General features: G+C 67.7%; 21 protein-coding genes. 11 read left to right on the top strand and 10 right to left on the bottom strand.

Going from position 1 to position 18923, the window contains the following annotated elements; translation table 11 throughout:
• Positions 1 to 57: 57 nt before the first annotated feature.
• Positions 58 to 981 carry a glutaminase B gene (gene glsB, locus PA6_RS16595; RefSeq protein WP_021702107.1) on the bottom strand — a complete coding sequence of 308 codons (924 nt, stop codon included), beginning with the start codon at positions 979 to 981 and terminating at the stop codon, positions 58 to 60.
• A gap of 204 nt (positions 982 to 1185) precedes the next feature.
• On the opposite strand from glsB, the gene PA6_RS16590 reads away from it, so the two are divergent.
• A complete protein-coding gene (locus tag PA6_RS16590) occupies positions 1186 to 2214 on the top strand; it encodes a histone deacetylase family protein (RefSeq protein WP_021702106.1) in 1029 nt (342 codons plus the stop codon).
• A 26-nt stretch (positions 2215 to 2240) separates the two neighbouring features.
• Positions 2241 to 3329 carry a polyamine ABC transporter substrate-binding protein gene (locus PA6_RS16585; protein WP_021702105.1) on the top strand — a complete coding sequence of 363 codons (1089 nt, stop codon included), beginning with the start codon at positions 2241 to 2243 and terminating at the stop codon, positions 3327 to 3329.
• Positions 3330 to 3385: 56 nt separating this feature from the next.
• Here the strand turns inward: PA6_RS16585 and PA6_RS16580 are convergent, their stop codons facing one another.
• Positions 3386 to 3802, bottom strand: coding sequence for a hypothetical protein (locus PA6_RS16580; RefSeq protein ID WP_021702104.1), 417 nt, complete (start codon positions 3800 to 3802; stop codon positions 3386 to 3388).
• A 32-nt stretch (positions 3803 to 3834) separates the two neighbouring features.
• Entirely contained in the window at positions 3835 to 4896 is a 1062-nt protein-coding gene (locus tag PA6_RS16575) for a hypothetical protein (RefSeq protein WP_021702103.1), read from the bottom strand.
• A gap of 211 nt (positions 4897 to 5107) precedes the next feature.
• Here PA6_RS16575 and PA6_RS16570 point away from each other — a divergent pair, with 211 nt between their 5' ends.
• Positions 5108 to 5629, top strand: a complete 522-nt coding sequence (locus PA6_RS16570; protein WP_021702102.1) for a LuxR family transcriptional regulator — start codon at positions 5108 to 5110, stop codon at positions 5627 to 5629.
• Between the two features lie 26 nt (positions 5630 to 5655).
• Entirely contained in the window at positions 5656 to 5979 is a 324-nt protein-coding gene (locus tag PA6_RS16565) for a hypothetical protein (protein ID WP_021702101.1), read from the top strand.
• A 12-nt stretch (positions 5980 to 5991) separates the two neighbouring features.
• Here the strand turns inward: PA6_RS16565 and PA6_RS16560 are convergent, their stop codons facing one another.
• Both PA6_RS16560 and PA6_RS16555 read right to left on the bottom strand, forming a co-directional pair.
• Positions 5992 to 6426: a CBS domain-containing protein gene (locus PA6_RS16560; RefSeq protein WP_021702100.1), complete on the bottom strand. Its 435-nt coding sequence runs from the start codon at positions 6424 to 6426 to the stop codon at positions 5992 to 5994.
• 146 nt (positions 6427 to 6572) lie between these two features.
• Entirely contained in the window at positions 6573 to 7610 is a 1038-nt protein-coding gene (locus PA6_RS16555) for a threonine aldolase family protein (RefSeq protein ID WP_021702099.1), read from the bottom strand.
• 355 nt (positions 7611 to 7965) lie between these two features.
• Between PA6_RS16555 and PA6_RS16550 the strand changes: the two genes are divergently transcribed.
• Positions 7966 to 8181: a DUF1127 domain-containing protein gene (locus PA6_RS16550; RefSeq protein ID WP_021702098.1), complete on the top strand. Its 216-nt coding sequence runs from the start codon at positions 7966 to 7968 to the stop codon at positions 8179 to 8181.
• A gap of 138 nt (positions 8182 to 8319) precedes the next feature.
• Here the strand turns inward: PA6_RS16550 and PA6_RS16545 are convergent, their stop codons facing one another.
• The 4 genes from PA6_RS16545 to PA6_RS16530 are packed head-to-tail and all read right to left on the bottom strand — an operon-like array spanning position 8320 to position 12848.
• Positions 8320 to 8622, bottom strand: coding sequence for a DUF3240 family protein (locus PA6_RS16545; protein WP_021702097.1), 303 nt, complete (start codon positions 8620 to 8622; stop codon positions 8320 to 8322).
• Position 8623: 1 nt separating this feature from the next.
• Positions 8624 to 9562, bottom strand: coding sequence for a sodium-dependent bicarbonate transport family permease (locus tag PA6_RS16540; RefSeq protein WP_043216837.1), 939 nt, complete (start codon positions 9560 to 9562; stop codon positions 8624 to 8626).
• A 51-nt stretch (positions 9563 to 9613) separates the two neighbouring features.
• Positions 9614 to 11422: a sodium-extruding oxaloacetate decarboxylase subunit alpha gene (oadA, locus tag PA6_RS16535; RefSeq protein WP_021702095.1), complete on the bottom strand. Its 1809-nt coding sequence runs from the start codon at positions 11420 to 11422 to the stop codon at positions 9614 to 9616.
• 10 nt (positions 11423 to 11432) lie between these two features.
• Complete coding sequence (locus tag PA6_RS16530) at positions 11433 to 12848, bottom strand: acetyl-CoA carboxylase biotin carboxylase subunit (protein WP_021702094.1); 1416 nt, start codon at positions 12846 to 12848, stop codon at positions 11433 to 11435.
• 188 nt (positions 12849 to 13036) lie between these two features.
• Here PA6_RS16530 and PA6_RS16525 point away from each other — a divergent pair, with 188 nt between their 5' ends.
• From PA6_RS16525 to PA6_RS16500, 6 genes are all read left to right on the top strand, one after another.
• A complete protein-coding gene (locus tag PA6_RS16525) occupies positions 13037 to 13978 on the top strand; it encodes a LysR family transcriptional regulator (protein WP_021702093.1) in 942 nt (313 codons plus the stop codon).
• Between the two features lie 65 nt (positions 13979 to 14043).
• A complete protein-coding gene (locus PA6_RS16520) occupies positions 14044 to 14715 on the top strand; it encodes a GntR family transcriptional regulator (protein WP_021702092.1) in 672 nt (223 codons plus the stop codon).
• A gap of 113 nt (positions 14716 to 14828) precedes the next feature.
• A complete protein-coding gene (locus PA6_RS16515; protein ID WP_021702091.1) occupies positions 14829 to 15764 on the top strand; it encodes a 4-hydroxyproline epimerase in 936 nt (311 codons plus the stop codon).
• Positions 15761 to 16861 (top strand): NAD(P)/FAD-dependent oxidoreductase, encoded by a 1101-nt coding sequence (locus PA6_RS16510; protein ID WP_021702090.1) that lies wholly within the window; start codon positions 15761 to 15763, stop codon positions 16859 to 16861. The genes PA6_RS16515 and PA6_RS16510 overlap by 4 nt, the downstream gene beginning before the upstream one ends.
• The gene (locus tag PA6_RS16505) at positions 16854 to 17090 is read left to right on the top strand and encodes a (2Fe-2S)-binding protein (RefSeq protein ID WP_021702089.1); all 237 of its coding nucleotides are present in this window, start codon (positions 16854 to 16856) and stop codon (positions 17088 to 17090) included. The genes PA6_RS16510 and PA6_RS16505 overlap by 8 nt, the downstream gene beginning before the upstream one ends.
• Positions 17087 to 18343: an NAD(P)/FAD-dependent oxidoreductase gene (locus PA6_RS16500; protein ID WP_021702088.1), complete on the top strand. Its 1257-nt coding sequence runs from the start codon at positions 17087 to 17089 to the stop codon at positions 18341 to 18343. Before PA6_RS16505 ends, PA6_RS16500 begins: the two co-directional genes overlap by 4 nt.
• Here the strand turns inward: PA6_RS16500 and PA6_RS16495 are convergent.
• Complete coding sequence (locus PA6_RS16495; protein ID WP_021702087.1) at positions 18328 to 18768, bottom strand: hypothetical protein; 441 nt, start codon at positions 18766 to 18768, stop codon at positions 18328 to 18330. The two genes, PA6_RS16500 and PA6_RS16495, sit on opposite strands and share 16 nt — an antisense overlap.
• Positions 18769 to 18923: the final 155 nt, after the last annotated feature.

The raw sequence follows: 18923 nt of genomic DNA, 5'->3' as shown, positions 1-18923 counted from the left end.
AAGACATCAAAGCCACCACGGGCAGTCCCCTCTGCCGTTTACGGGAGAGGGGAAGCTCTAGCGATGCAGCGGTGAAAACACCGACCAGCCGATCCGCTCGCTGAGCAGCTCCAGCGCCGCCATGCCGGCCAGTGAGTTGCCGGCGGCGTTCAGCTCCGGCGACCACACGCAGACGCTGAAACGCCCCGGCACCACGGCGACGATGCCGCCGCCGACACCACTCTTGCCCGGCAGGCCGACGCGGTAGGCGAAGTTGCCGGCCTCGTCGTACAGGCCGCTGGTGGCCATGATCGCGTTGACCTGCTGGGTCTGCCGTGGCGTGAGGATCTGCTCGCCACTGCGCGGACAGACACCCTGGTTGGCCAGGAAGCCGCAAGCGCGCGCCAGGTCGACGCAGCTCATGGCCAACGCGCAGTGGTGGAAATAGCTGCGCAGCACCCTCTCCACCTCGTTATGGAAGTTGCCGAAGGCCTGCATCAGGTAAGCCGCGGCGGCGTTGCGCGCGCGGTGCTGGTATTCCGACTCGGCGACCTTGGCGTCCGACACCAGCAGCGCGTTGCCGGACAGGCGCCGGACCAGGTCGCGCATGGACAGCGCCGGGGCGGCGAAGCGCGACTCGTTGATGTCGCAGATCACCAGGGCACCGGCGTTGATGAAGGGATTGCGCGGCCGGCCGCGCTCGAACTCCAGCTGCACCAGCGAATTGAACGGCTGCCCGGACGGCTCGTGGCCGAGGCGCTGCCAGATCTCCTCGCCGGAATGCTGGATCGCCTGCACCAGGCTGAACACCTTGGAAATGCTCTGGATCGAGAACAGCTCGGCGGCATCGCCGGCGGTGTACAGACTGCCGTCCACGCCCACCACGGCGATGCCCAGGCGCGCGGCCGGCACCTCGGCCAGCGCCGGGATGTAGTCGGCCACCTTGCCCTGGCCCAGCAGCGGGCGTACCTGATCCAGAATCTCGTTCAACAGCGCCTGCATGCTCGGCCTCTCCGTTTGCGGGTGCCGAAATAGACGCTCGCGGCGGGCGCGCCATCACAGCGCCGGTTGGCCGCGATTGCGCGGTTACCGTAGTGCCGGCCAGCCACAATGGCCGGAATTATCCCTTTGTTGGCCGGCGTTATCGTTCTCCCGGCTCGCGCGCGGCGCCAACAATGCGCCCAGCCCATCGAGGAGAACAACAAGATGCTGACCTTCTACAGCGACGACCACCGCCTGCACCACGCCCAGGGCGAGATGGTCGGCGGCGAATTCAAACCCTGCTTCGAGATGCCAGCGCGCGCCGACCACGTGCTGGCCCGGGTGCGCGAGCGCGATATCGGCGAGGTGCTGGCGCCACGCGACTTCGGCCTGACGCCAATTGCGCGCATCCACACCGCCGACTACCTGGACTTCCTGCAGAAGGCCTGGGCCGGCTGGGCCGCCCAGGGCAACACCGCCGACTTCCTGCCCGGTGTGTTCCCGGCCCGCCATCTGCGCGCCAAGCGACCCAATGACCTGTACGGCCAGTACGGTTTCCACAGCTTCGACTGCTTCGCGCCGATCACCGCCGGCACCTGGCAGGCGGTATACAGCTCGGCGCAGGTCGCCTTGAGCGGCCAGGCCGAGATTGCCGCCGGCGCCCACAGCGCCTTCGCCCTATGCCGCCCACCGGGCCACCACGCCAGCGCCGACGTGATGGGCGGCTACTGCTACCTGAACAACGTGGCCATCGTCGCCCAGGCCTGCCTCGACCAGGGCGCCGCGCGCGTGGCCATCCTCGACGTCGACTACCACCACGGCAATGGCACCCAGTCGATCTTCTACGACCGCGACGACGTGTTCGTCGCCAATATCCACGGCAGCCCGAGCTTCGAGTACCCGCACTTCCTCGGCTATGCCGACGAGGCCGGCGCCGGCCGCGGCGAAGGGTTCAACCTCAACCTGCCCCTGGCCGCCGGCAGCGCCTGGGATATCTGGGGCGCCGCCCTGGAAACCGCCTGCCAGCGCATCGCCGCCTACGGCCCGGACGTGCTGCTGGTGTCCCTCGGCGTGGACACCTACCAGAACGACCCGATCTCCAGTTTCAAACTGGACAGCCCGGACTACCTGCGCATGGGCGAACGCATCGCCGCGCTGGGCAAGCCGACGCTGTTCGTCATGGAAGGCGGCTATGCGGTCGCCGAAATCGGCATCAATGCCGTCAACGTGCTTGAAGGTTTCCAGGGCGCCTGACGCGCCCTGCACAGGAGAACAATAAAATGAAGAAGCTGCTCGCCGCCGCCCTCTGCGGCCTGACCCTGGCCGGCACCGCCCAGGCCGCCGACCGCGAACTCAAGGTCTACAACTGGTTCGACTACATCACCCCGGAGACCCTGACCAAGTTCAAGCAGGACAGTGGCATCAAGCTGACCTACGACATCTTCGACACCAACGAGGCGCTGGAGGCCAAGCTGCTTACCGGCAACTCCGGCTATGACCTGGTGGTGCCGTCCAACGTGTTCCTCGCCAAGCAGGTCGAGGCCGGCGTGTTCCAGAAACTCGACCGCAGCAAGCTGCCCAACTGGCAGCACCTCGACCCGCAGCTGATGAAGCTGATCGAGGCCAACGACCCGGGCAACCAGTACGCCGTGCCCTACATGTACGGCACTGTGCTGATCGGCTTCAACCCGGACAAGGTCAAGGCCGCTCTCGGCGCCGACGCGCCGGTGGACAGCTGGGACCTGATCTTCAAGGAAGAAAACATCGCCAAGCTCAAGGACTGTGGCGTGGCCCTGCTCGACTCGCCGTCGGAAATCCTGCCGCTGGCCCTGCACTACCTGGGCCTGCCGCCGAACAGCACGGAGCCGGCCGACTACGCCAAGGCCGAGCAGCTGCTGAGCAAGATCCGCCCGCACGTGCGCTACTTCCACAGCTCCAAGTACATGAGCGACATCGCCAACGGCGAGATCTGCGTGGCCGTGGGCTACTCCGGCAGCTTCTCGCAGGCCGCCAACAACGCCAAGCAGGCCAACAACGGCGTGACCGTGGACATGCGCCTGCCCAAGGAAGGCGCGCCGATCTGGTTCGACATGATGGCGATTCCCAAGGACGCGAAGAACATCGACGAGGCCCACGCCTTCATCAACTTCCTCCTGCAGCCACAGGTGATCGCGCCGATCTCCGACTTCGTCGGCTACCCCAACCCGAACAAGGACGCCACTGCGCTGGTCGCCGAATCGATCCGCAACAACCCCAACCTGTACCCGACCGCTGGGGCCATGCAGAAGCTCTATACCCTGGAGCCGCTGCCGCGTGCCGCCGAGCGCGCGCGCACCCGCGCCTGGAGCAAGATCAAGACCGGTAGCTGACCGGCCCGCATGAAAAAGACCGGCCCAAGGGCCGGTCTTTTTTATGGCGCGGACGCCTAGTTCCAGATGCCTTTGATCTGGCCCAGCTTCAGGCCATTGATCAGGCAGTGGTTGGGATTGCCTGGCAGTGGGTCCTTCACCACCTTGCCACCCTGGTTGATGATGGTGGTGGTGTTGCTGCTCATGTAGCCAGCCCAGTTGCGCGTGGTGTCGGTCAGCACCAGGGCGGCGGCCGTCTGGCTACCACTGCTGGCGCAAAGGGCCGAGACCCCTTCCAGGCGATCATTGATGTTGCGCTCCTCGTTCTTGTAGTTGTCGCCCTGGTTGGGCGTGAAGCCATGGGCATCGCCGCGCACGATCAGCACGCCCTTGGCAACGTCCTCGGCCTGCGCCGAAGACACGCCGCCGCAGGCCAGGGCAGCAAACAGGATGGTGGCAGCCAGGTACTTATGGTTCTCGATAAATGCGTTCATGGTGAGTTCCTCGATGCGTCGGTGGGGGGCGATCACAGGGCGATGTCGCGGGCGTGGGTCTGGCCCGGCCAGACGCCGCTCATCTCGATTTCACGTTGGCCGGTCAGCCACTGGCCCAGCGGGCTCGGCCAGCTGAAGGTGTAGTGATCGCTGTTGATCACACCCTTGAAGCTGACGTGGGCCACGATGTTGGTGGCGTTGAGGGGGATGTTGCCGACAGTCTTGGACAGCCCGCCGCTGAGCGAGAAGGACTCGTTGTGCGGGCCCTGCGGGGTGTCGTAGCTGAGCTTGATGTCGGTGATGTAGGTGCAGCCCGGCTTGTTGTTGAACAGGATCTGCAGCGAGCCCAGGCGGGTGATCCAGTTGGGGATCAGCAGGTTGCCGTCGAACGAGGCGAAGGTGTAGGCGATCGGCACCACGCCATTGGCCATCTGCTCCGGCACGCTGGGCCACAGGTGCTGATCGACCTGCTTGGTCTCCTTGGTGGAGACGAAGGAGCCCTTGCCGTTGGCGCCGGCCAGCATCTCCTGGACGGCACCGGCCGAACCGCTGATGGAGAACGAGGCACTGTTGTCCTGGGAGCCGATGTTCAGGCCGCTGTTGGCATAGATCACACTGGTAACCACGCCGAAGCCCTGGGCGATGCCGCTGCCATTGCTCATGCTCACCGAGGCCGCCTGCTGGGACAGCCAGCTGAGCGTCTCGGGCTTGGACAGGGTAGTTAGGTCGCTGACGAAGCCCTCGTTGGCGATGCCGAATTCCGAAGCCATCGAGCCGATGTTGGCGAAGTCCCAGGTGATCTCGGTGCCGGCGGTGATCTTGGTGCCGGTCTCCGGGTCGGTGGCGCTGCCGTCGAGGCTGACATTGGCCTGAGTGCGCTTGACGTTGCTCGACGACAGCTTCCACTGGTTGGGAATGCCGCGGCTGCTCAGAGGCACGCCGGGCGTGGCTTCCTGCACCAGGGTGAAGTCACCGGTGTCCGGCGAGACGATGCCCACTGCGCCCAGCTTGATCTTCGGATCGAGCGTCCAGTTGCCCCAGTAGGCCGCGCGCCCGGCGCGGATCAGATCGGTAAAGGTACGATTCCAGTTCATTGCGAGAGTCCTTGCAGTTGAGGGGACGGCGCCGGGACGACGTGGCGCACCTGTCGAACGGCGCGCCGCTCGACGTCCCAGATGCTCACGGGCAGGGCGCCGCGGCGAAATCGGGCAAATGCGGTAGGACTGCGGGGAAGGATTTCCGGCTCGGTTCGGCGGCTGCGGGGCCGTAGCGTCGAGCCTTCTCTCATGAGTCGGGAGCAGGGATGTGCTCACACCGCGCGAATGCCAGGTACTGCAGCTGATCGCCCGCGGCTGCAGTGATCGCCAGGTCGCCCAGCAGCTGGGCCTGTGCCTCGGCACCGCGCGCCGGCATCGCGAGAACCTGCAGGGCAAGCTGGGCCTGCACAAGTCGGCGCAGCTGACGATCCATTACCTCGAACACGTCGCCCCGCCGGACGAGATTGACCTTATCCCGCCGGCGCTGAGCCATCGGCAGCGCGAGGTGCTGCACCTGCTCGCCCTCGGGCGCAGCGACAAGCAGGCCGCCAAGGCGCTGGGCCTCAGCGATCAGACGGTGCGCAAGCATCGGCACAACCTGCAGCGCAGGTTCGGCGCTGGCAGCGTCTGTGCCCTGCTGTTTGCCGCCGTCAGCGGCGGTGCGCTGACGCTGCCCCTGACACCGCCGCAACGCGCACCGCTGGTGCTGGCCGTGCGGCCGCCTGCGACAGCTTATCGGCAACTGCGGGAACGGTTGGACAAGGCCGTGGGCGGCTGCTTAGTTCTCTGAACGCAATTCGCCTCGGGAGCTCCGCCATGCAACGCCTGATCATCGCCGCCAGCCTGCTCGCCGCGGGCGCCGCCCAGGCCGCCAACCTACCGGCCTTCGCGCTCACCTGCCCCGGCGACATCGCCGTGCGCGCCGCAGCCGGGGGCCCGGTGCACATCAACGACCGGCAGGCCGTGCTGAGCAAGTTCAGCGAGCAGTACTACGAGGCCAAGGGCCAGGGCGTGACCCTCTCCATCAGTATCGCGGCCGACGGCTCGCCCACGGTGACCTACACCGGCAAGCAGGGCGCCAACGGCATCTGCACAGAGCGCGAAGAGACGCCACAGGAACCGGCACCGGCCGCCGAATAGCGCGGCCAGCCGTCACTCGCCACGGATGTACTGCTCCAGGTGCTGGATCAGGCCGTCCTGCTCGGCCAGGGTTTCCTTGACCAGGTCGCCGATCGACAGCAGGCCGAGCAGGCGCTCGCCCTCCACCACCGGCAGGTGGCGCAGGTGGCCGTCGGTCATCAGGCTCATGCATTCGCGGATGCCCTGGCGCGCGCTCACCGTCACCACCGGCACGCTCATCACCTCGCGCACCGCCGTGCCGACGGACGAGCGCCCGAGCAGCACGCCTTTGCGGGCGTAGTCACGCTCGCTGACGATGCCGACCAGACGCCCGGCGTCGGTCACCGGCAACGCGCCGATATTGTGCTCGGCCATCAGCCGCAGCGCCTCCAGCATGCTGGCCTCGGGCGCCACGGTATGGACGTTCTGCTGCGGTTTGCTGGCCAGCATCTGCGCGACGGTCTTCATGCGAATCTCCCCCTGTCCTGTGTTCGCCTTGGATGGGCGAAGCATCGGCCAGAGGGTGCATCGCGAGCCAAGCGGAGATTTCGATAGTGCCTATTGAGAAATTCACTGAAGCTCAGTCGAGCAGCTGAGCGAAGCCCCTGGCCGCCTCAGACCATGGCCTTGCGGATGTCCGCCGCCAGTTCGCGTACCCGCGCTTCCTCGGTATCCCAGCTGCACATGAAGCGCGCACCACCGGCACCGATGAAGGTGTAGAAGCGCCAGCCCCACGCGCGCAGGCGCTCGATGGCCGTCTCCGAGAGTTGCAGGAACACGCCGTTGGCCTCTACCGGGAACATCAGGCTGACGCCCGGCACGTCCGCCACCAGCTCGGCGAGCAGGCGCGCGCAGCGGTTGGCGTGGTTGGCGTAGCGCAGCCAGGCATCGTCCTGTAGCAGGCCGACCCAGGGCGCCGACAGGTAGCGCATCTTCGAGGCCAGCTGACCGGCCTGCTTGCAGCGGTAGTCGAAGTCCTCGGCCAGGTCCTTGTTGAAGAACAGGATGGCTTCGCCCACCGCCATGCCGTTCTTGGTGCCGCCAAAGCACAGCACGTCGACGCCGGCTTTCCAGGTCAGCTCGGCCGGACTGCAGCCGAGGAAGGCGCAGGCGTTGGAGAAGCGCGCGCCATCCATGTGCAGGTTGAGCTTGAGTTCCTTGCACACCTGGCTGATCGCGGCGACCTCCTCGGGGCGGTAGACGGTGCCGACCTCGGTGGCCTGGGTCAGGGTCACCACGCGTGGTTTGGGGTAGTGGATGTCCTGGCGCTTCAGCGCGACCTCGCGGATCGTCTCCGCGGTCAGCTTGCCGCCGAGGGTACGCGCGGTGAGCAGTTTGGAGCCGTTGGAGAAGAACTCCGGCGCGCCGCATTCGTCGGTCTCGACGTGCGCGGTCTCCGAGCAGATCACGCTGTGGTAGCTCTGGCACAGGCTGGCCAGGGCCAGGGAGTTGGCGGCGGTGCCGTTGAAGGCGAAGAACACCTCGCAGTCGGTCTCGAACAGCTGGCGGAAACGGTCGGCGGCGCGGGCCGTCCAGCTGTCCTCGCCATAGGCGCGCTCGTGGCCGCGATTGGCCTCGGCCATGGCGGCCCAGACCTCCGGGCAGATGCCGGAATAGTTGTCGCTGGCGAATTGCTGGGTGTGGTCGGTCATGGGATTTCCTCGTGGGAGCAACCTTCAATCTAGCCAGTCGGCGACGCCTCGTGGGCCTTGCCGGCGGCAATAACAGATACAGCGAAATAACAGCGCTCAGAAAAACTGTACCGCTAACAAAGTGCCGCTGATCATGCATGGAACAGTGAAAACTCTCGGCATCCTGTCAGCAACCCGAATTTCCACGGATGACCAGTACAGTTGCGCGCACAAAAACAGAACAGTTACAAAGCCGACTAACTAATAGCCGCGCAATTTATCCCAGCTGTGCCTATAAAATCGACCACGCAGTCAGGAAAATAGGCTTCCAGTAGAACACCCTCTAACCCCGCCACAAGCGGAAGGAAGCCCCACCATGGAACGTACCCTCAGTTCCGACCTGATGTTTCAACAACAATCCCCGGCCAGCGGTGCTCACCACCCTCTGCGCGTCCTGGGCACCCTGCTGCTGTGGCAGCGCCGCATCAGCAGCCGCCGCGCCCTCGCGCGCCTGGACGAGCGCCTGCTCGCCGATGCCGGCATCAGCACCTACGACCGCGCGATCGAGATCAGCAAGCCGTTCTGGCGCTGATGGCCAAGGGTGCATGAAAAAGGGGAGCTGAGGCTCCCCTTTTTGTTGCCCGCAGCCCGGCTGTAATCCGGAGGTGGAGCTGCCTGTTTCCCGGATTGCATCCAGGCTACCAGCGCCGGGGCGCCCCAGTTTACCCAGCTAGAACTTCTCCGGGCGCAGCACCTGCACCTCGGAGAGGTAGCAGACCATCGCGTAGTTGGCGTAGTAGCGCTGCTGCAGGTGCTCGGCGATGCGTTCGGCCAGGTCGCGGGCGCAGATCACCTCCAGACGGATATTGCCCTCGGTATCCCAGCCGGCGCTGCGCACACCGCGGGCACCGCGGCCACGGGCGTCCGAGATGGTCCAGCCGGGCGCACCAAGCGCCTCCAGGTCGGCCACCAGTTTCTTCTCCAGCGCGGCCTCGCCGACCACGGTGAGCAGGGTGCGGTTATGCGTGTCCATCTCAGAGCCCCCAGGCGATCAGTTGCTCGGCCAGCGCCAGGTACAGCGGTATGCCGATGAGGATATTGAAGGGAAAGGTGATGCCCAGCGAGGCGGTCAGCGACAGCGACGGGTTGGCCTCGGGCAGGGCCAGGCGCAACGCCGCCGGGACCGCGATGTAGGAAGCCGAGGCCGCCAGGGTGGCGAGCATCGCCGTACCGCCCAGGCTGAGGCCCATGAAGCGCGCCAGCAGGGCGCCGACCAGCGCGCCGAGCAGCGGCATGAGCAGGGCAAACGCCGCCAGGCGCAGACCGAACTGCTTCAGCGCGCCGAGCTGGCTGGAGGCGATCAGGCCCATTTCCAGCAGGAAGAACGCCAGCACCGGCTTGAACATGCTGGTGTACAGCGGCTCCAGCGGCTTGATCGCCTCCTTGCCGGCGACGGCGCCGATCACCAGGCCGCCGAGCAGCAGCATGATGCTCTTGCCGAGGAAGATCTCGCGGCCCAGCTCCTTCCAGTCGGTGCCACGGCTGACGCCCTTGGCCAGGAGGATGCCGACCAGGATCGCCGGGATCTCCAGGATCGCCACGAACAGCGGCATGTAGCTCTCGAAACTGATCTGCCGCGACACCAGGAAGGCCACCACCACGGCGAAGGTACCGGCGCTCACCGAGCCGTAGTGCGCCGCCACTGCCGCCGCGTTGACCCGGTCGAAGCGCAGACCGCGCAGCAGGACGAAGGCCAGCAGCGGCAGACCGATGCCGAGCAGCAGCACCAGCCCGGCCTGGCCGAGCAGCTGCACGCTGGCCTGCTCGGCCAGCTCCACGCCGCCGTGCAGGCCGATGGCCAGGAGCAGGATGATCGACAGCGTCTCGTACAGCGCCGCCGGCAACTTCAACTCGCTCTTCAGCAGCCCGGCGACCAGGCCGAAGACGAAGAACAGCACCACCGGATCCAACACACACCTCCTTTCTCGTGGGCAAAAAAAGGGGCGCTTGCGCGCCCCGGGGACTTAAGCGTCGATCTCGACCAGGACCTCGCCGGGGTTGACCCGATCCCCCTTGGCCACGTGCACGGCCTTCACCGTGCCGGCGATGGGCGCCTGCACCTCGGTCTCCATCTTCATCGCCTCGGTGATCAGCACGGCCTGGCCGGCCTTCACCACATCACCTTCCTTGACCAGCACGTCGACGATGTTGCCCGGCATGGTGGTGGACACGTCGCCCGGCGCGCTGGCCTGCTTGCGCTTGCCACCGGCCCCGGCGACGAAGTCGTTGAGCGGCTCGAACACCACCTCCTCCGGCATGCCGTCGATGGACAGGTAGAAGTGGCGCTTGCCGTCGCCCTTCACACCGACGCCGGTGATGTCCACGCGGTAGCTCTCGCCATGTACGTCGACCACGAACTCGGTGGGCACGCCCTCGCCGCCCACCGGCGCCGCGCCGCCGGCCTGCGGCAGCGGCAGCAGGGCCTCGGGCTTGAGCGTGCCGGCGGCGCGTTCCTCGAGGAACTTGCGGCCGATGTCGGGGAACATGGCGTAGGTCAGCACGTCCTCCTCGGACTTGGCCAGGGCGCCGATCTCCTCGCGCAGTTTGGCCATCTCCGGCTTGAGCAGGTCGGCCGGGCGCACGTCGATGACTTCCTCGTTGCCGATGGCGCGCTTGCGCAGCTGCTCATCGACCTTGCCCGGCGCCCTGCCGTAGCGGCCCTGCAGGTACAGCTTCACCTCGTTGGTGATGGTCTTGTAGCGCTCGCCGGCCAGCACGTTGAACACCGCCTGGGTGCCGACGATCTGCGAGGTCGGCGTGACCAGGGGCGGGAAGCCAAGGTCTTCGCGCACTTTCGGGATCTCGGCGAACACCTCGTTGATGCGGCCCAGCGCACCCTGTTCCTTCAGCTGGTTGGCCAGGTTGGACATCATCCCGCCCGGCACCTGGTTGACCTGCACGCGGGTATCCACGGCGGTGAACTCGCTCTCGAACTGGTGGTACTTCTTGCGCACGGCATGGAAGTACATGCCGATCTCCTGGATCAGCTCGAGGTCCAGGCCGGTGTCGAACGGGGTGCCGCGCAGGGCGGCGACCATCGACTCGGTGCCCGGGTGGCTGGTGCCCCAGGCGAAGCTGGAGATGGCGGTGTCGATGTGGTCGGCGCCGGCCTCGATGGCCTTGAGCTGGCACATGGCGCCCATGCCGGCGGTGTCGTGGCTGTGCACGAACACCGGCAGGTCGACCTCGGCCTTGAGCGCCTTGACCAGCTCGAAGGTGGCATAGGGGGTGAGCAGGCCGGCCATGTCCTTGATCGCGATGGAGTCGATGCCCATGGCCTGCATGGCCTTGGCCTGCTCGACGTAGGCCGCCACGGTGTGCACCGGGCTGGTGGTGTAGCTGAGGGTGCCCTGGGCGTGCTTGCCGGCGGCCTTCACCGCCTCGATGGCGACGCGCAGGTTACGCACGTCGTTCATCGCGTCGAAGATGCGGAACACGTCGATGCCGTTGACCGCCGCCTTGGCCACGAAGGCGCGTACCACGTCGTCGCTGTAGTGGCGGTAGCCGAGCAGGTTCTGCCCGCGCAGGAGCATCTGCAGGCGCGTGTTGGGCAGCGCGGCGCGCAGCTTGCGCAGGCGCTCCCAGGGGTCTTCCTTGAGGAAGCGCACGCAGGCGTCGAAGGTGGCGCCGCCCCAGACTTCCAGCGACCAGTAGCCGACGCGGTCGAGCTTGTCGCAGATCGGCAGCATGTCCTCGGTGCGCATGCGCGTGGCGATCAGCGACTGGTGGGCATCGCGCAGGATGGTATCGGTGACGGTAATTTTCTTAGTCATGTTCTGATCCCTACAGGCCGGCGTGGGCGGCAATGGCGGTGGCGATGGCGATGGCCAGGTGCGACGGGTTGCGCTTGATCGAGTACTGGGTCAGCTCCGGATGGCTCTCGACGAAGCTGGTGTTGAACTCGGCACTGCGAAACTCAGGGTTGCGCAGGATCTCCTGGTAATAGGGCGCGGTGGTCTTCACGCCCTGCACGCGCATGTCGTCCAGCGCGCGCAGACCGCGGTCCAGCGCCTCCTCCCAGGTCAGCGCCCAGACGATCAGCTTCAGGCACATCGAGTCGTAGTAGGGCGGAATGGTGTAGCCGGTGTAGATCGCCGTGTCGGTGCGCACGCCGGGGCCGCCGGGCGCGTAGTAGCGGGTGATCTTGCCGAACGAGGGCAGGAAGTTGTTCTTCGGGTCCTCGGCGTTGATGCGGAACTGCAGGGCATAGCCGCGGTGGATGATGTCTTCCTGCTTGACCGACAGCTGCAGGCCGGAGGCAATGCGGATCTGCTCGCGGACGATGTCGATGCCGGTGATTTCCTCGGTGATGGTGTGCTCCACCTGCACCCGGGTGTTCATCTCCATGAAGTACACCTCGCCCTCGGCGAGCAGGAACTCCACGGTGCCGGCGTTCTCGTAGCCCACCGCCTGGGCGGCGCGCACGGCGAGGTCGCCGATGTAGGCGCGCTGCTCGGGAGTCAGCTGCGGGCTGGGGGCGATCTCGATCAGCTTCTGGTTGCGGCGCTGGATCGAGCAATCGCGCTCGAACAGATGCACGGTGTTGCCGAAGCTGTCGGCGAGGATCTGCGCCTCGATGTGCTTGGGGTTGACGATGCACTTCTCGAGGAACACCTCGGCGCTGCCGAAGGCCTTGGTCGCCTCGGAAATCACCCGCGGGTAGGCCGACTCCAGCTCCTCGCGGCTGTTGCAGCGGCGAATGCCGCGGCCGCCGCCGCCGGAAGTAGCCTTGAGCATCACCGGGTAGCCGAGGCGCTCGGCCTCGCGCAGCGCCTCGGCGAGGTCGGCGACGTTGCCTTCGGTGCCCGGGGTGACCGGCACGCCGGCCTTGATCATGCTGCGCCGCGCCTCGGTCTTGTCGCCCATACGGCGAATGACCTCGGCGCTGGGGCCGATGAACTTGATCCCGCGCTCGGCACAGATCTCCGCCAGCTCGGCGTTCTCCGAAAGGAAGCCGTAGCCGGGATGGAGGGCGTCGCAGCCGGTTTCCACGGCCAGATTGACCAGCTTGCGCGGGTTCAGGTAGCCGGCCAGCGGGTCGTCGCCGACGCTGTGCGCCTCGTCGGCGCGCTTGACGTGCAGGGCGTGGCGGTCCGCCTCGGAGTAGATGGCCACCGAGCGGATGCCCATCTCGGCGCAGGCGCGGACGATGCGCACGGCAATTTCGCCGCGGTTGGCGATGAGGATCTTCTTGATCACGAGCCTGGTTCCTCGATCACGTGAGCAAAGGACCGCGACAGAGCGGTCCACGAATGACCGCACAGGCCACGGCGGTCTTGCAATTACCCTACGCCCGCCGCTTGATTAACCAAAATCAATATTTGTTGGGTTAAGCATAAGCAAAGACTTATATTTGCCCGAAATGGCCTTTCCGGGAATCGTTGAGAATGCGCAAGTCACTGATGCGTATGACTTTTCGCCAGCTGCAGATTTTCCGCGCAGTGTGCGAGAGCCGCTCCTACAGCCGCGCGGCGGAGGAAATGGCGCTGACCCAGCCGGCCGTGAGCCTGCAGATCCGCCAGCTGGAGGAGCTGCTCGGCCAGCCGCTGTTCGACTACGTGGCCAAGAAGCTCTACCTGACGCCCGCCGCCGAGGCCCTGCTGCGCGCCAGCGAGGACGTGTTCGGCCGCCTGGAGGCGCTCGACATGCAGCTTTCCGACCTGCAAGGCTCGCTGCAGGGCCAGCTCAGCCTGGCCGTGGAGTCCAGCGCCAAGTACCTGGTGCCGCACCTGTTCGCCGCCTTCCGCGCGCAGCACCCGGAGGTCAGCCTGCAGCTGGTGGTGGTCAACCACGCCCAGGCGGTGCGGCGCCTGTCGGTGAGCCGCGACGACCTGCTGATCATGTCGCAGCCGCCCGGCGACCAGGCGCTGGACTTCTTCCCCTTCCTGACCAACCCGATCATCGCCGTAGCGCCACCGCAGCACCCCCTGTGTGCCCGGGAGCAACTGCGCCTGGCCGACCTCGGCGCCTATCCCCTGCTGGTGCGCGAGCCCGGCTCGGGCACCCGCAAGGCCTGCGAGGAATACTGCCACCAGAAGCGCGCGCACTTCGCCCAGACCCTGGAGGTGGGCTCCACCGAGTCGCAGGTGGAGGGCGCCATCGCCGGCCTCGGCCTGGCCCTGCTGCCGCGCCATGCCGTACGCCTGGAACTGGCCCAGGGTTTGCTGCGGCAACTGCCGGTGGCGGAGCTGCCGCTGCAGCGCAGCTGGTGCGTGGTGCACCCGCGCGGCAAGCACCTGTCGCCGGTGGCCCAGGCCTTCCGCGACTTCATCCGTCAGGAGCGGGCGCAGATCGCCGCACTGGAACGGCGCTTCGGCATGAGTGACTGAACTGGCAGTCAGGGAATTTCGTATATGATATTCGCACAATCGCCCACTCGACTCGGTGACGCGCCGTGCCCCTACCTCGCTTCAATGCCCCCAACCTGGGGATAGCTCCCTCGGCCTCCGAGGTCATCGCCAAGCACCTGCGCGACGCGATCATCTCCGGGCAGTTCGCCGAGGACGAGCCGATCCGCCAGGACGACATCGCCGGGCTGTTCAACGTCAGCAAGATCCCCGTGCGCGAGGCGCTCAAGCGCCTGGAGGCCGAGGGCCTGGTGATGTTCCAGCGCAACAAGGGCGCGGTGGTCACGCGCATCTCCGAGCCGGAGCTGGCGCAGATGTTCGAGGTGCGCGTGCTGCTGGAAACGCGAGCGATCCGCCTGGCGGTGCCGAACATGAGCGAGGCCACCTTCGCCGAGGCCGAGCGCATCTGCGCCGCCTTCCTCGGCGAGGAAGACGTCGGCCGCTGGGCCGAGCTCAACTGGCAGCTGCACGCCTGCCTCTACGAACCGGCACAACGGCCCTTCCTGGTCGGCCTGATCCGCTCGATCCACGACAAGCTGGAGCGCTACCTGCGCATGCAGATGAGCCTGTCCGAGGGCAAGGAGCGCGCCGACCACGAGCACCGCGAGATCATCGCCGCCTGCCGCGCCGGTGACGCCGAGCGGGCCGCGCAGCTGATCGAGGAGCACATCGGCGGGGTCTGCCAGACGCTTTACGAGCACCTGCCCAACCGCCTCTGAGCACCCGCGCCGCTGTGCCGATTTCGTCACCGGCGCAGGCTAAATGACTCAAGCCGCCGACGCCCACGCGGCGGCAACCTTGCCGGTATCCACTCATCGGCAGGGGCCCACCCATGCAACGCATCCGTGTACTCGACTCGCACACCGGCGGTGAACCGACCCGCCTGGTTCTCGACGGCTTTCCCGACCTCGGCCGCGGCAGCATGGCCGAGCGCCGCCAGCTGCTCGCCGAGCGCTTCGACGCCTGGCGCGCCGCCACGGTGCTGGAGCCGCGCGGCAGCGACGTGCTGGTCGGCGCCCTGCTCTGTGAGCCGGTCGACCCCGCCGCCTGTGCCGGAGTGATCTTCTTCAACAACAGCGGCTACCTCGGCATGTGCGGCCACGGCACCATCGGCCTGGTGGTCTCGCTGGCCCACCTGGGGCGCATCGGCCCTGGCGTACACAGGATCGAGACGCCGGTCGGCACCGTCGAGGCGACCCTGCACGACGACCGCTCGGTGAGCGTGCGCAACGTGCCGGCCTACCGCTACCGCCAGGCGGTCGCAGTCGAGGTGCCGGGGCACGGCCGGGTGGTCGGCGATATCGCCTGGGGCGGCAACTGGTTCTTCCTGATCAGCGAGCACGGCCTGCGTGTCGCCGGTGACAACCTGGAAGCGCTCACCGCCTACTCGGTGGCAGTGCAGCAGGCCCTCGAAGACCAGGGCCTACGCGGCGAGGACGGCGGCCTGATCGACCATATCGAGCTGTTCGCCGACGATGCCGAGGCCGACAGCCGCAACTTCGTGCTCTGCCCCGGCAAGGCCTACGACCGCTCGCCCTGCGGCACCGGCACCAGCGCCAAGCTGGCCTGCCTGGCCGCCGACGGCAAGCTGCAGCCGGGCCAGCTGTGGCGCCAGGCCAGCGTGATCGGCAGCCAGTTCGAGACCCACTACGAGCACGCCGAAGGCGGCCGCATCATCCCCACCATCCGTGGTCGCGCGCACCTCAGCGCCGAGGCCACCCTGCTGATCGAGGCGGACGACCCCTTCGCCTGGGGCATTCGCCTGTGAGCGACGTGATCGTCATCGGTGGCGGCATCGTCGGCGCCGCCTGCGCCCGTGAACTGGCCAAGCGCGGCCAGCGCGTGCTGGTGCTGGACGCCGGCCTGCGCGCCGCCACCGCCGCCGGCATGGGCCACCTGATCGTACTGGACGACAACCCGGCCGAACTGGCGCTCAGCCAGTACTCGGTGCAGCGCTGGCGCGACTGGGCACGGGAGATGCCGGAGGACTGCGCCTACCGGCAGAACGGCACCCTGTGGCTGGCCGCCAATGCCGAGGAGATGGCGGTGGCCGAGGCCAAGTACCAGGTGCTGCGCGAGCACGGCCTGGACTGCGAGCTGCTCGGCGCCGGCGCCCTGCGTGCCGCCGAGCCGGAGCTGCGCGACGGCCTGCACGGCGGCCTGCGGGTCGGCGGCGACGGCATCCTCTACGCCCCCAATGCCGCGCGCTGGCTGCTCGACCACCCGCTGATCGAGCAGCGCCGGGCACAGGTGGTCGAGGTCGACGGCGCCCGTGTGCGCCTGCAGGACGGCAGCTGGCTGAGCGCCCAGGCGGTGATCCTGGCCGGCGGCACCCACGTCACCGAACTCTGCCCGGAGCTGCCGGTGGAACCGAAGAAGGGCCACCTGCTGATCACCGACCGCTACCCGGGGCGCATCAGCCATACCCTGGTGGAGCTGGGCTACGTCACCAGCGCGCACAACGCCACGGGCCCCTCGACCGCCGCCAATATCCAGCCGCGGCCGACCGGCCAGCTGTTCATCGGCGCCTCGCGCCAGTTCGGCACCCTCGACCCCGAGGTCGAGCCCTGGATGCTGGCCAAGATGCTGCGCCGCGCCGTGCACTACATGCCGGGCCTGGCCAACCTCAACGGCATCCGCGCCTGGACCGGCTTTCGCGCCGCCAGCCCGGACGGCCTGCCGCTGCTCGGCGAGCACCCGCAGCGCCGCGGCCTGTGGCTGGCGGTCGGCCACGAAGGCCTGGGCGTGACTACCGCGCCGGGCAGCGCCGACCTGCTCATCGCCCAGCTGTTCGGCGAAACCGCGCCACTGGCGCCCGAGCCCTACCTGCCGCAACGCTTCCCCGGAGTCCGCGCGCATGCCTGAACTGATCCTCGACGGCCGCCCGCTGCGCGTGGCCGAAGGCACCACGGTAGCCGCCGCGCTGGCGCTCGGCGGCGACGGCAGCAGCCGCACCTCGGTCGGCGGCCAGCGCCGCGCGCCAGTGTGCGGCATGGGCCTGTGCCAGGAATGCCGGGTGACCATCGACGGCCAGCGCCGCCTGGCCTGCCAGACCCTGTGCCGCGACGGCATGCGCGTGGAGAGCCAGCCATGAAGGTGGATATCCTCATCGTCGGCGCCGGCCCCGCCGGCATGGCCGCGGCCCTGGCCGCCGCGCCGAGCGGCGCGCGCATCGCCGTGCTCGACGACAACCCCGCCGCCGGCGGGCAGATCTGGCGCGACGGCCCGCAGGCGCACATCCCCAAGCTGGCCCGCGAACATCGCCAGCGCCTGGACGCCCAAACCAACATCGAGCTGTTGCCGGCCAGCCGCGTGGTCGCCCTGGCCGGGCCCCAGGCGCTGCTGGTGGAAGACCCCGAGCAGGGCCGGGTGATCGAGTACGAAAAACTGATCCTGTGCACCGGCGCGCGCGAGCTGCTGCTGCCCTTCCCCGGCTGGACCCTGCCCGGCGTCACCGGCGCCGGCGGCCTGCAGGCACTGATAAAGGGCGGCCTGCCGGTGGCCGGCGAACGCATCGTCATCGCCGGCAGCGGCCCACTGCTGCTGGCCAGCGCCGCCACCGCGCGGGACAACGGCGCCCAGGTGCTGAATATCCTCGAGCAGGCACCCTGGTCCGCCGTGGCCGGCTTCGCCTCGCAGCTGCCGCGCTGGCCGCACAAGCTGCTGCAGTCCTTCGGCCTATTCCATCGCGGTTACCGGGCCAGCAGCCATGTAGTCGAAGCCCTCGGTGACGGGCGCCTGGAAGCGGTGCGCCTGAACATCGGCGGGCAGCTGCGCGAAATCGCCTGCGAGCGCCTGGCCTGCGGCTTCGGCCTGGTGCCCAATCTGCAGCTGGGCCAGGCCCTGGGCTGCCGCATCGACAACGGCGCCATCGCCGTCGACGCCTGGCAGGCCACCAGCTTGGCCGGCGTCTACGCGGCCGGCGAGAGCACCGGCTTCGGCGGCAGCGAGAAGGCCCTGGTCGAAGGCGCCATCGCCGGTCATGCGGCGGTCGGCGAGCGCGAAGCGGCGCAACGCCTGTGGTCGCAGCGCCAGCGCTGGCAAGGCTTCGCCCGCGCGCTAAACAGCGCCTTCGCCCTCGGCGATGCGGTGAGGCGACTGGCCCGGCCGGACACCCTGATCTGCCGCTGCGAGGACGTGCCGCTATCGGCCGTAACCGATCACCAGGGCTGGAGCCAGGCCAAGCTGGCCAGCCGCTGCGGCATGGGCGCCTGCCAGGGCCGCGTGTGCGGTGCCGCCGCCCAGGCGCTGTTCGGCTGGCAGCCGCCAGCGCCGCGCCCGCCCTTCAGCCCGGCGCGCATCGACACCCTGCTGCAGCTCGGCGACGAACCTCACTCCCAGGCGTAGAGCCAGCCCACCGCCACCACCCGCTCGCCGGCGAGGGCCACCAGCAGCTGGTCGTGCTCGCCACGCCAGTGGTAGCTCCACAGCGCGCCAGCCGGCGCGCCGCGCCATTCGGTACGGCGCAGCCAGTCGGCATGCTCAGCGGTGCCAGGCGCCACCTGGCGATCCGGCTCACCCATCAGCCTGCGCACGCCGGCGCCATCGGGCCGCTCCTGCAACAGCCGCTCGGCCAGGTCCTGCATCAGCTGGTGCTTGCGCCCCTGCCAGGCATCCAGATCCCGGCGCCAGGGGCTGCCGTCGAAATGCCCGTGCTGCTGGCGCAGCTGCGCCCACTCCGCAGCGAGTGGGTCCTCAGCGGTCGGCCCGGCACTGCAGCCCAGGGCCAGGAGCAAGGGCAGAAGAAAGGCGAGCGACTTCGATCGACGCATAAATTGCCACCATGTCATTAGTATCTGCAGCGATCTACAGAAAAAACTCCGCCATCCTGCGAGAAATTGACAGCCCTCGGAAGGGCTTCTAGGTTTTCTCGCACTCTCGTTGTCAGACCGGCCACCTGTACCCCCAAGGCCAGGAAGGGATTTCC

The sequence above is a fragment of the Aquipseudomonas alcaligenes NBRC 14159 genome (assembly GCF_000467105.1).
Taxonomy (GTDB): domain Bacteria; phylum Pseudomonadota; class Gammaproteobacteria; order Pseudomonadales; family Pseudomonadaceae; genus Aquipseudomonas; species Aquipseudomonas alcaligenes.
The sequence above is the reverse complement of the archived record's forward strand: the minus strand, read 5'-3'. Positions and strand labels throughout refer to the sequence as shown.

What these genes read in the sequence shown, in the direction of transcription:
- glsB (WP_021702107.1), bottom strand. Translation starts at nt 981, where the DNA reads ATGCAGGCGCTGTTGAACGAGATTCTGGATCAGGTACGCCCGCTGCTG.
- PA6_RS16590 (WP_021702106.1), top strand. Translation starts at nt 1,186, where the DNA reads ATGCTGACCTTCTACAGCGACGACCACCGCCTGCACCACGCCCAGGGC.
- PA6_RS16585 (WP_021702105.1), top strand. Translation starts at nt 2,241, where the DNA reads ATGAAGAAGCTGCTCGCCGCCGCCCTCTGCGGCCTGACCCTGGCCGGC.
- PA6_RS16580 (WP_021702104.1), bottom strand. Translation starts at nt 3,802, where the DNA reads ATGAACGCATTTATCGAGAACCATAAGTACCTGGCTGCCACCATCCTG.
- PA6_RS16575 (WP_021702103.1), bottom strand. Translation starts at nt 4,896, where the DNA reads ATGAACTGGAATCGTACCTTTACCGATCTGATCCGCGCCGGGCGCGCG.
- PA6_RS16565 (WP_021702101.1), top strand. Translation starts at nt 5,656, where the DNA reads ATGCAACGCCTGATCATCGCCGCCAGCCTGCTCGCCGCGGGCGCCGCC.
- PA6_RS16560 (WP_021702100.1), bottom strand. Translation starts at nt 6,426, where the DNA reads ATGAAGACCGTCGCGCAGATGCTGGCCAGCAAACCGCAGCAGAACGTC.
- PA6_RS16555 (WP_021702099.1), bottom strand. Translation starts at nt 7,610, where the DNA reads ATGACCGACCACACCCAGCAATTCGCCAGCGACAACTATTCCGGCATC.
- PA6_RS16550 (WP_021702098.1), top strand. Translation starts at nt 7,966, where the DNA reads ATGGAACGTACCCTCAGTTCCGACCTGATGTTTCAACAACAATCCCCG.
- PA6_RS16545 (WP_021702097.1), bottom strand. Translation starts at nt 8,622, where the DNA reads ATGGACACGCATAACCGCACCCTGCTCACCGTGGTCGGCGAGGCCGCG.
- oadA (WP_021702095.1), bottom strand. Translation starts at nt 11,422, where the DNA reads ATGACTAAGAAAATTACCGTCACCGATACCATCCTGCGCGATGCCCAC.
- PA6_RS16525 (WP_021702093.1), top strand. Translation starts at nt 13,037, where the DNA reads ATGCGCAAGTCACTGATGCGTATGACTTTTCGCCAGCTGCAGATTTTC.
- PA6_RS16515 (WP_021702091.1), top strand. Translation starts at nt 14,829, where the DNA reads ATGCAACGCATCCGTGTACTCGACTCGCACACCGGCGGTGAACCGACC.
- PA6_RS16505 (WP_021702089.1), top strand. Translation starts at nt 16,854, where the DNA reads ATGCCTGAACTGATCCTCGACGGCCGCCCGCTGCGCGTGGCCGAAGGC.
- PA6_RS16500 (WP_021702088.1), top strand. Translation starts at nt 17,087, where the DNA reads ATGAAGGTGGATATCCTCATCGTCGGCGCCGGCCCCGCCGGCATGGCC.
- PA6_RS16495 (WP_021702087.1), bottom strand. Translation starts at nt 18,768, where the DNA reads ATGCGTCGATCGAAGTCGCTCGCCTTTCTTCTGCCCTTGCTCCTGGCC.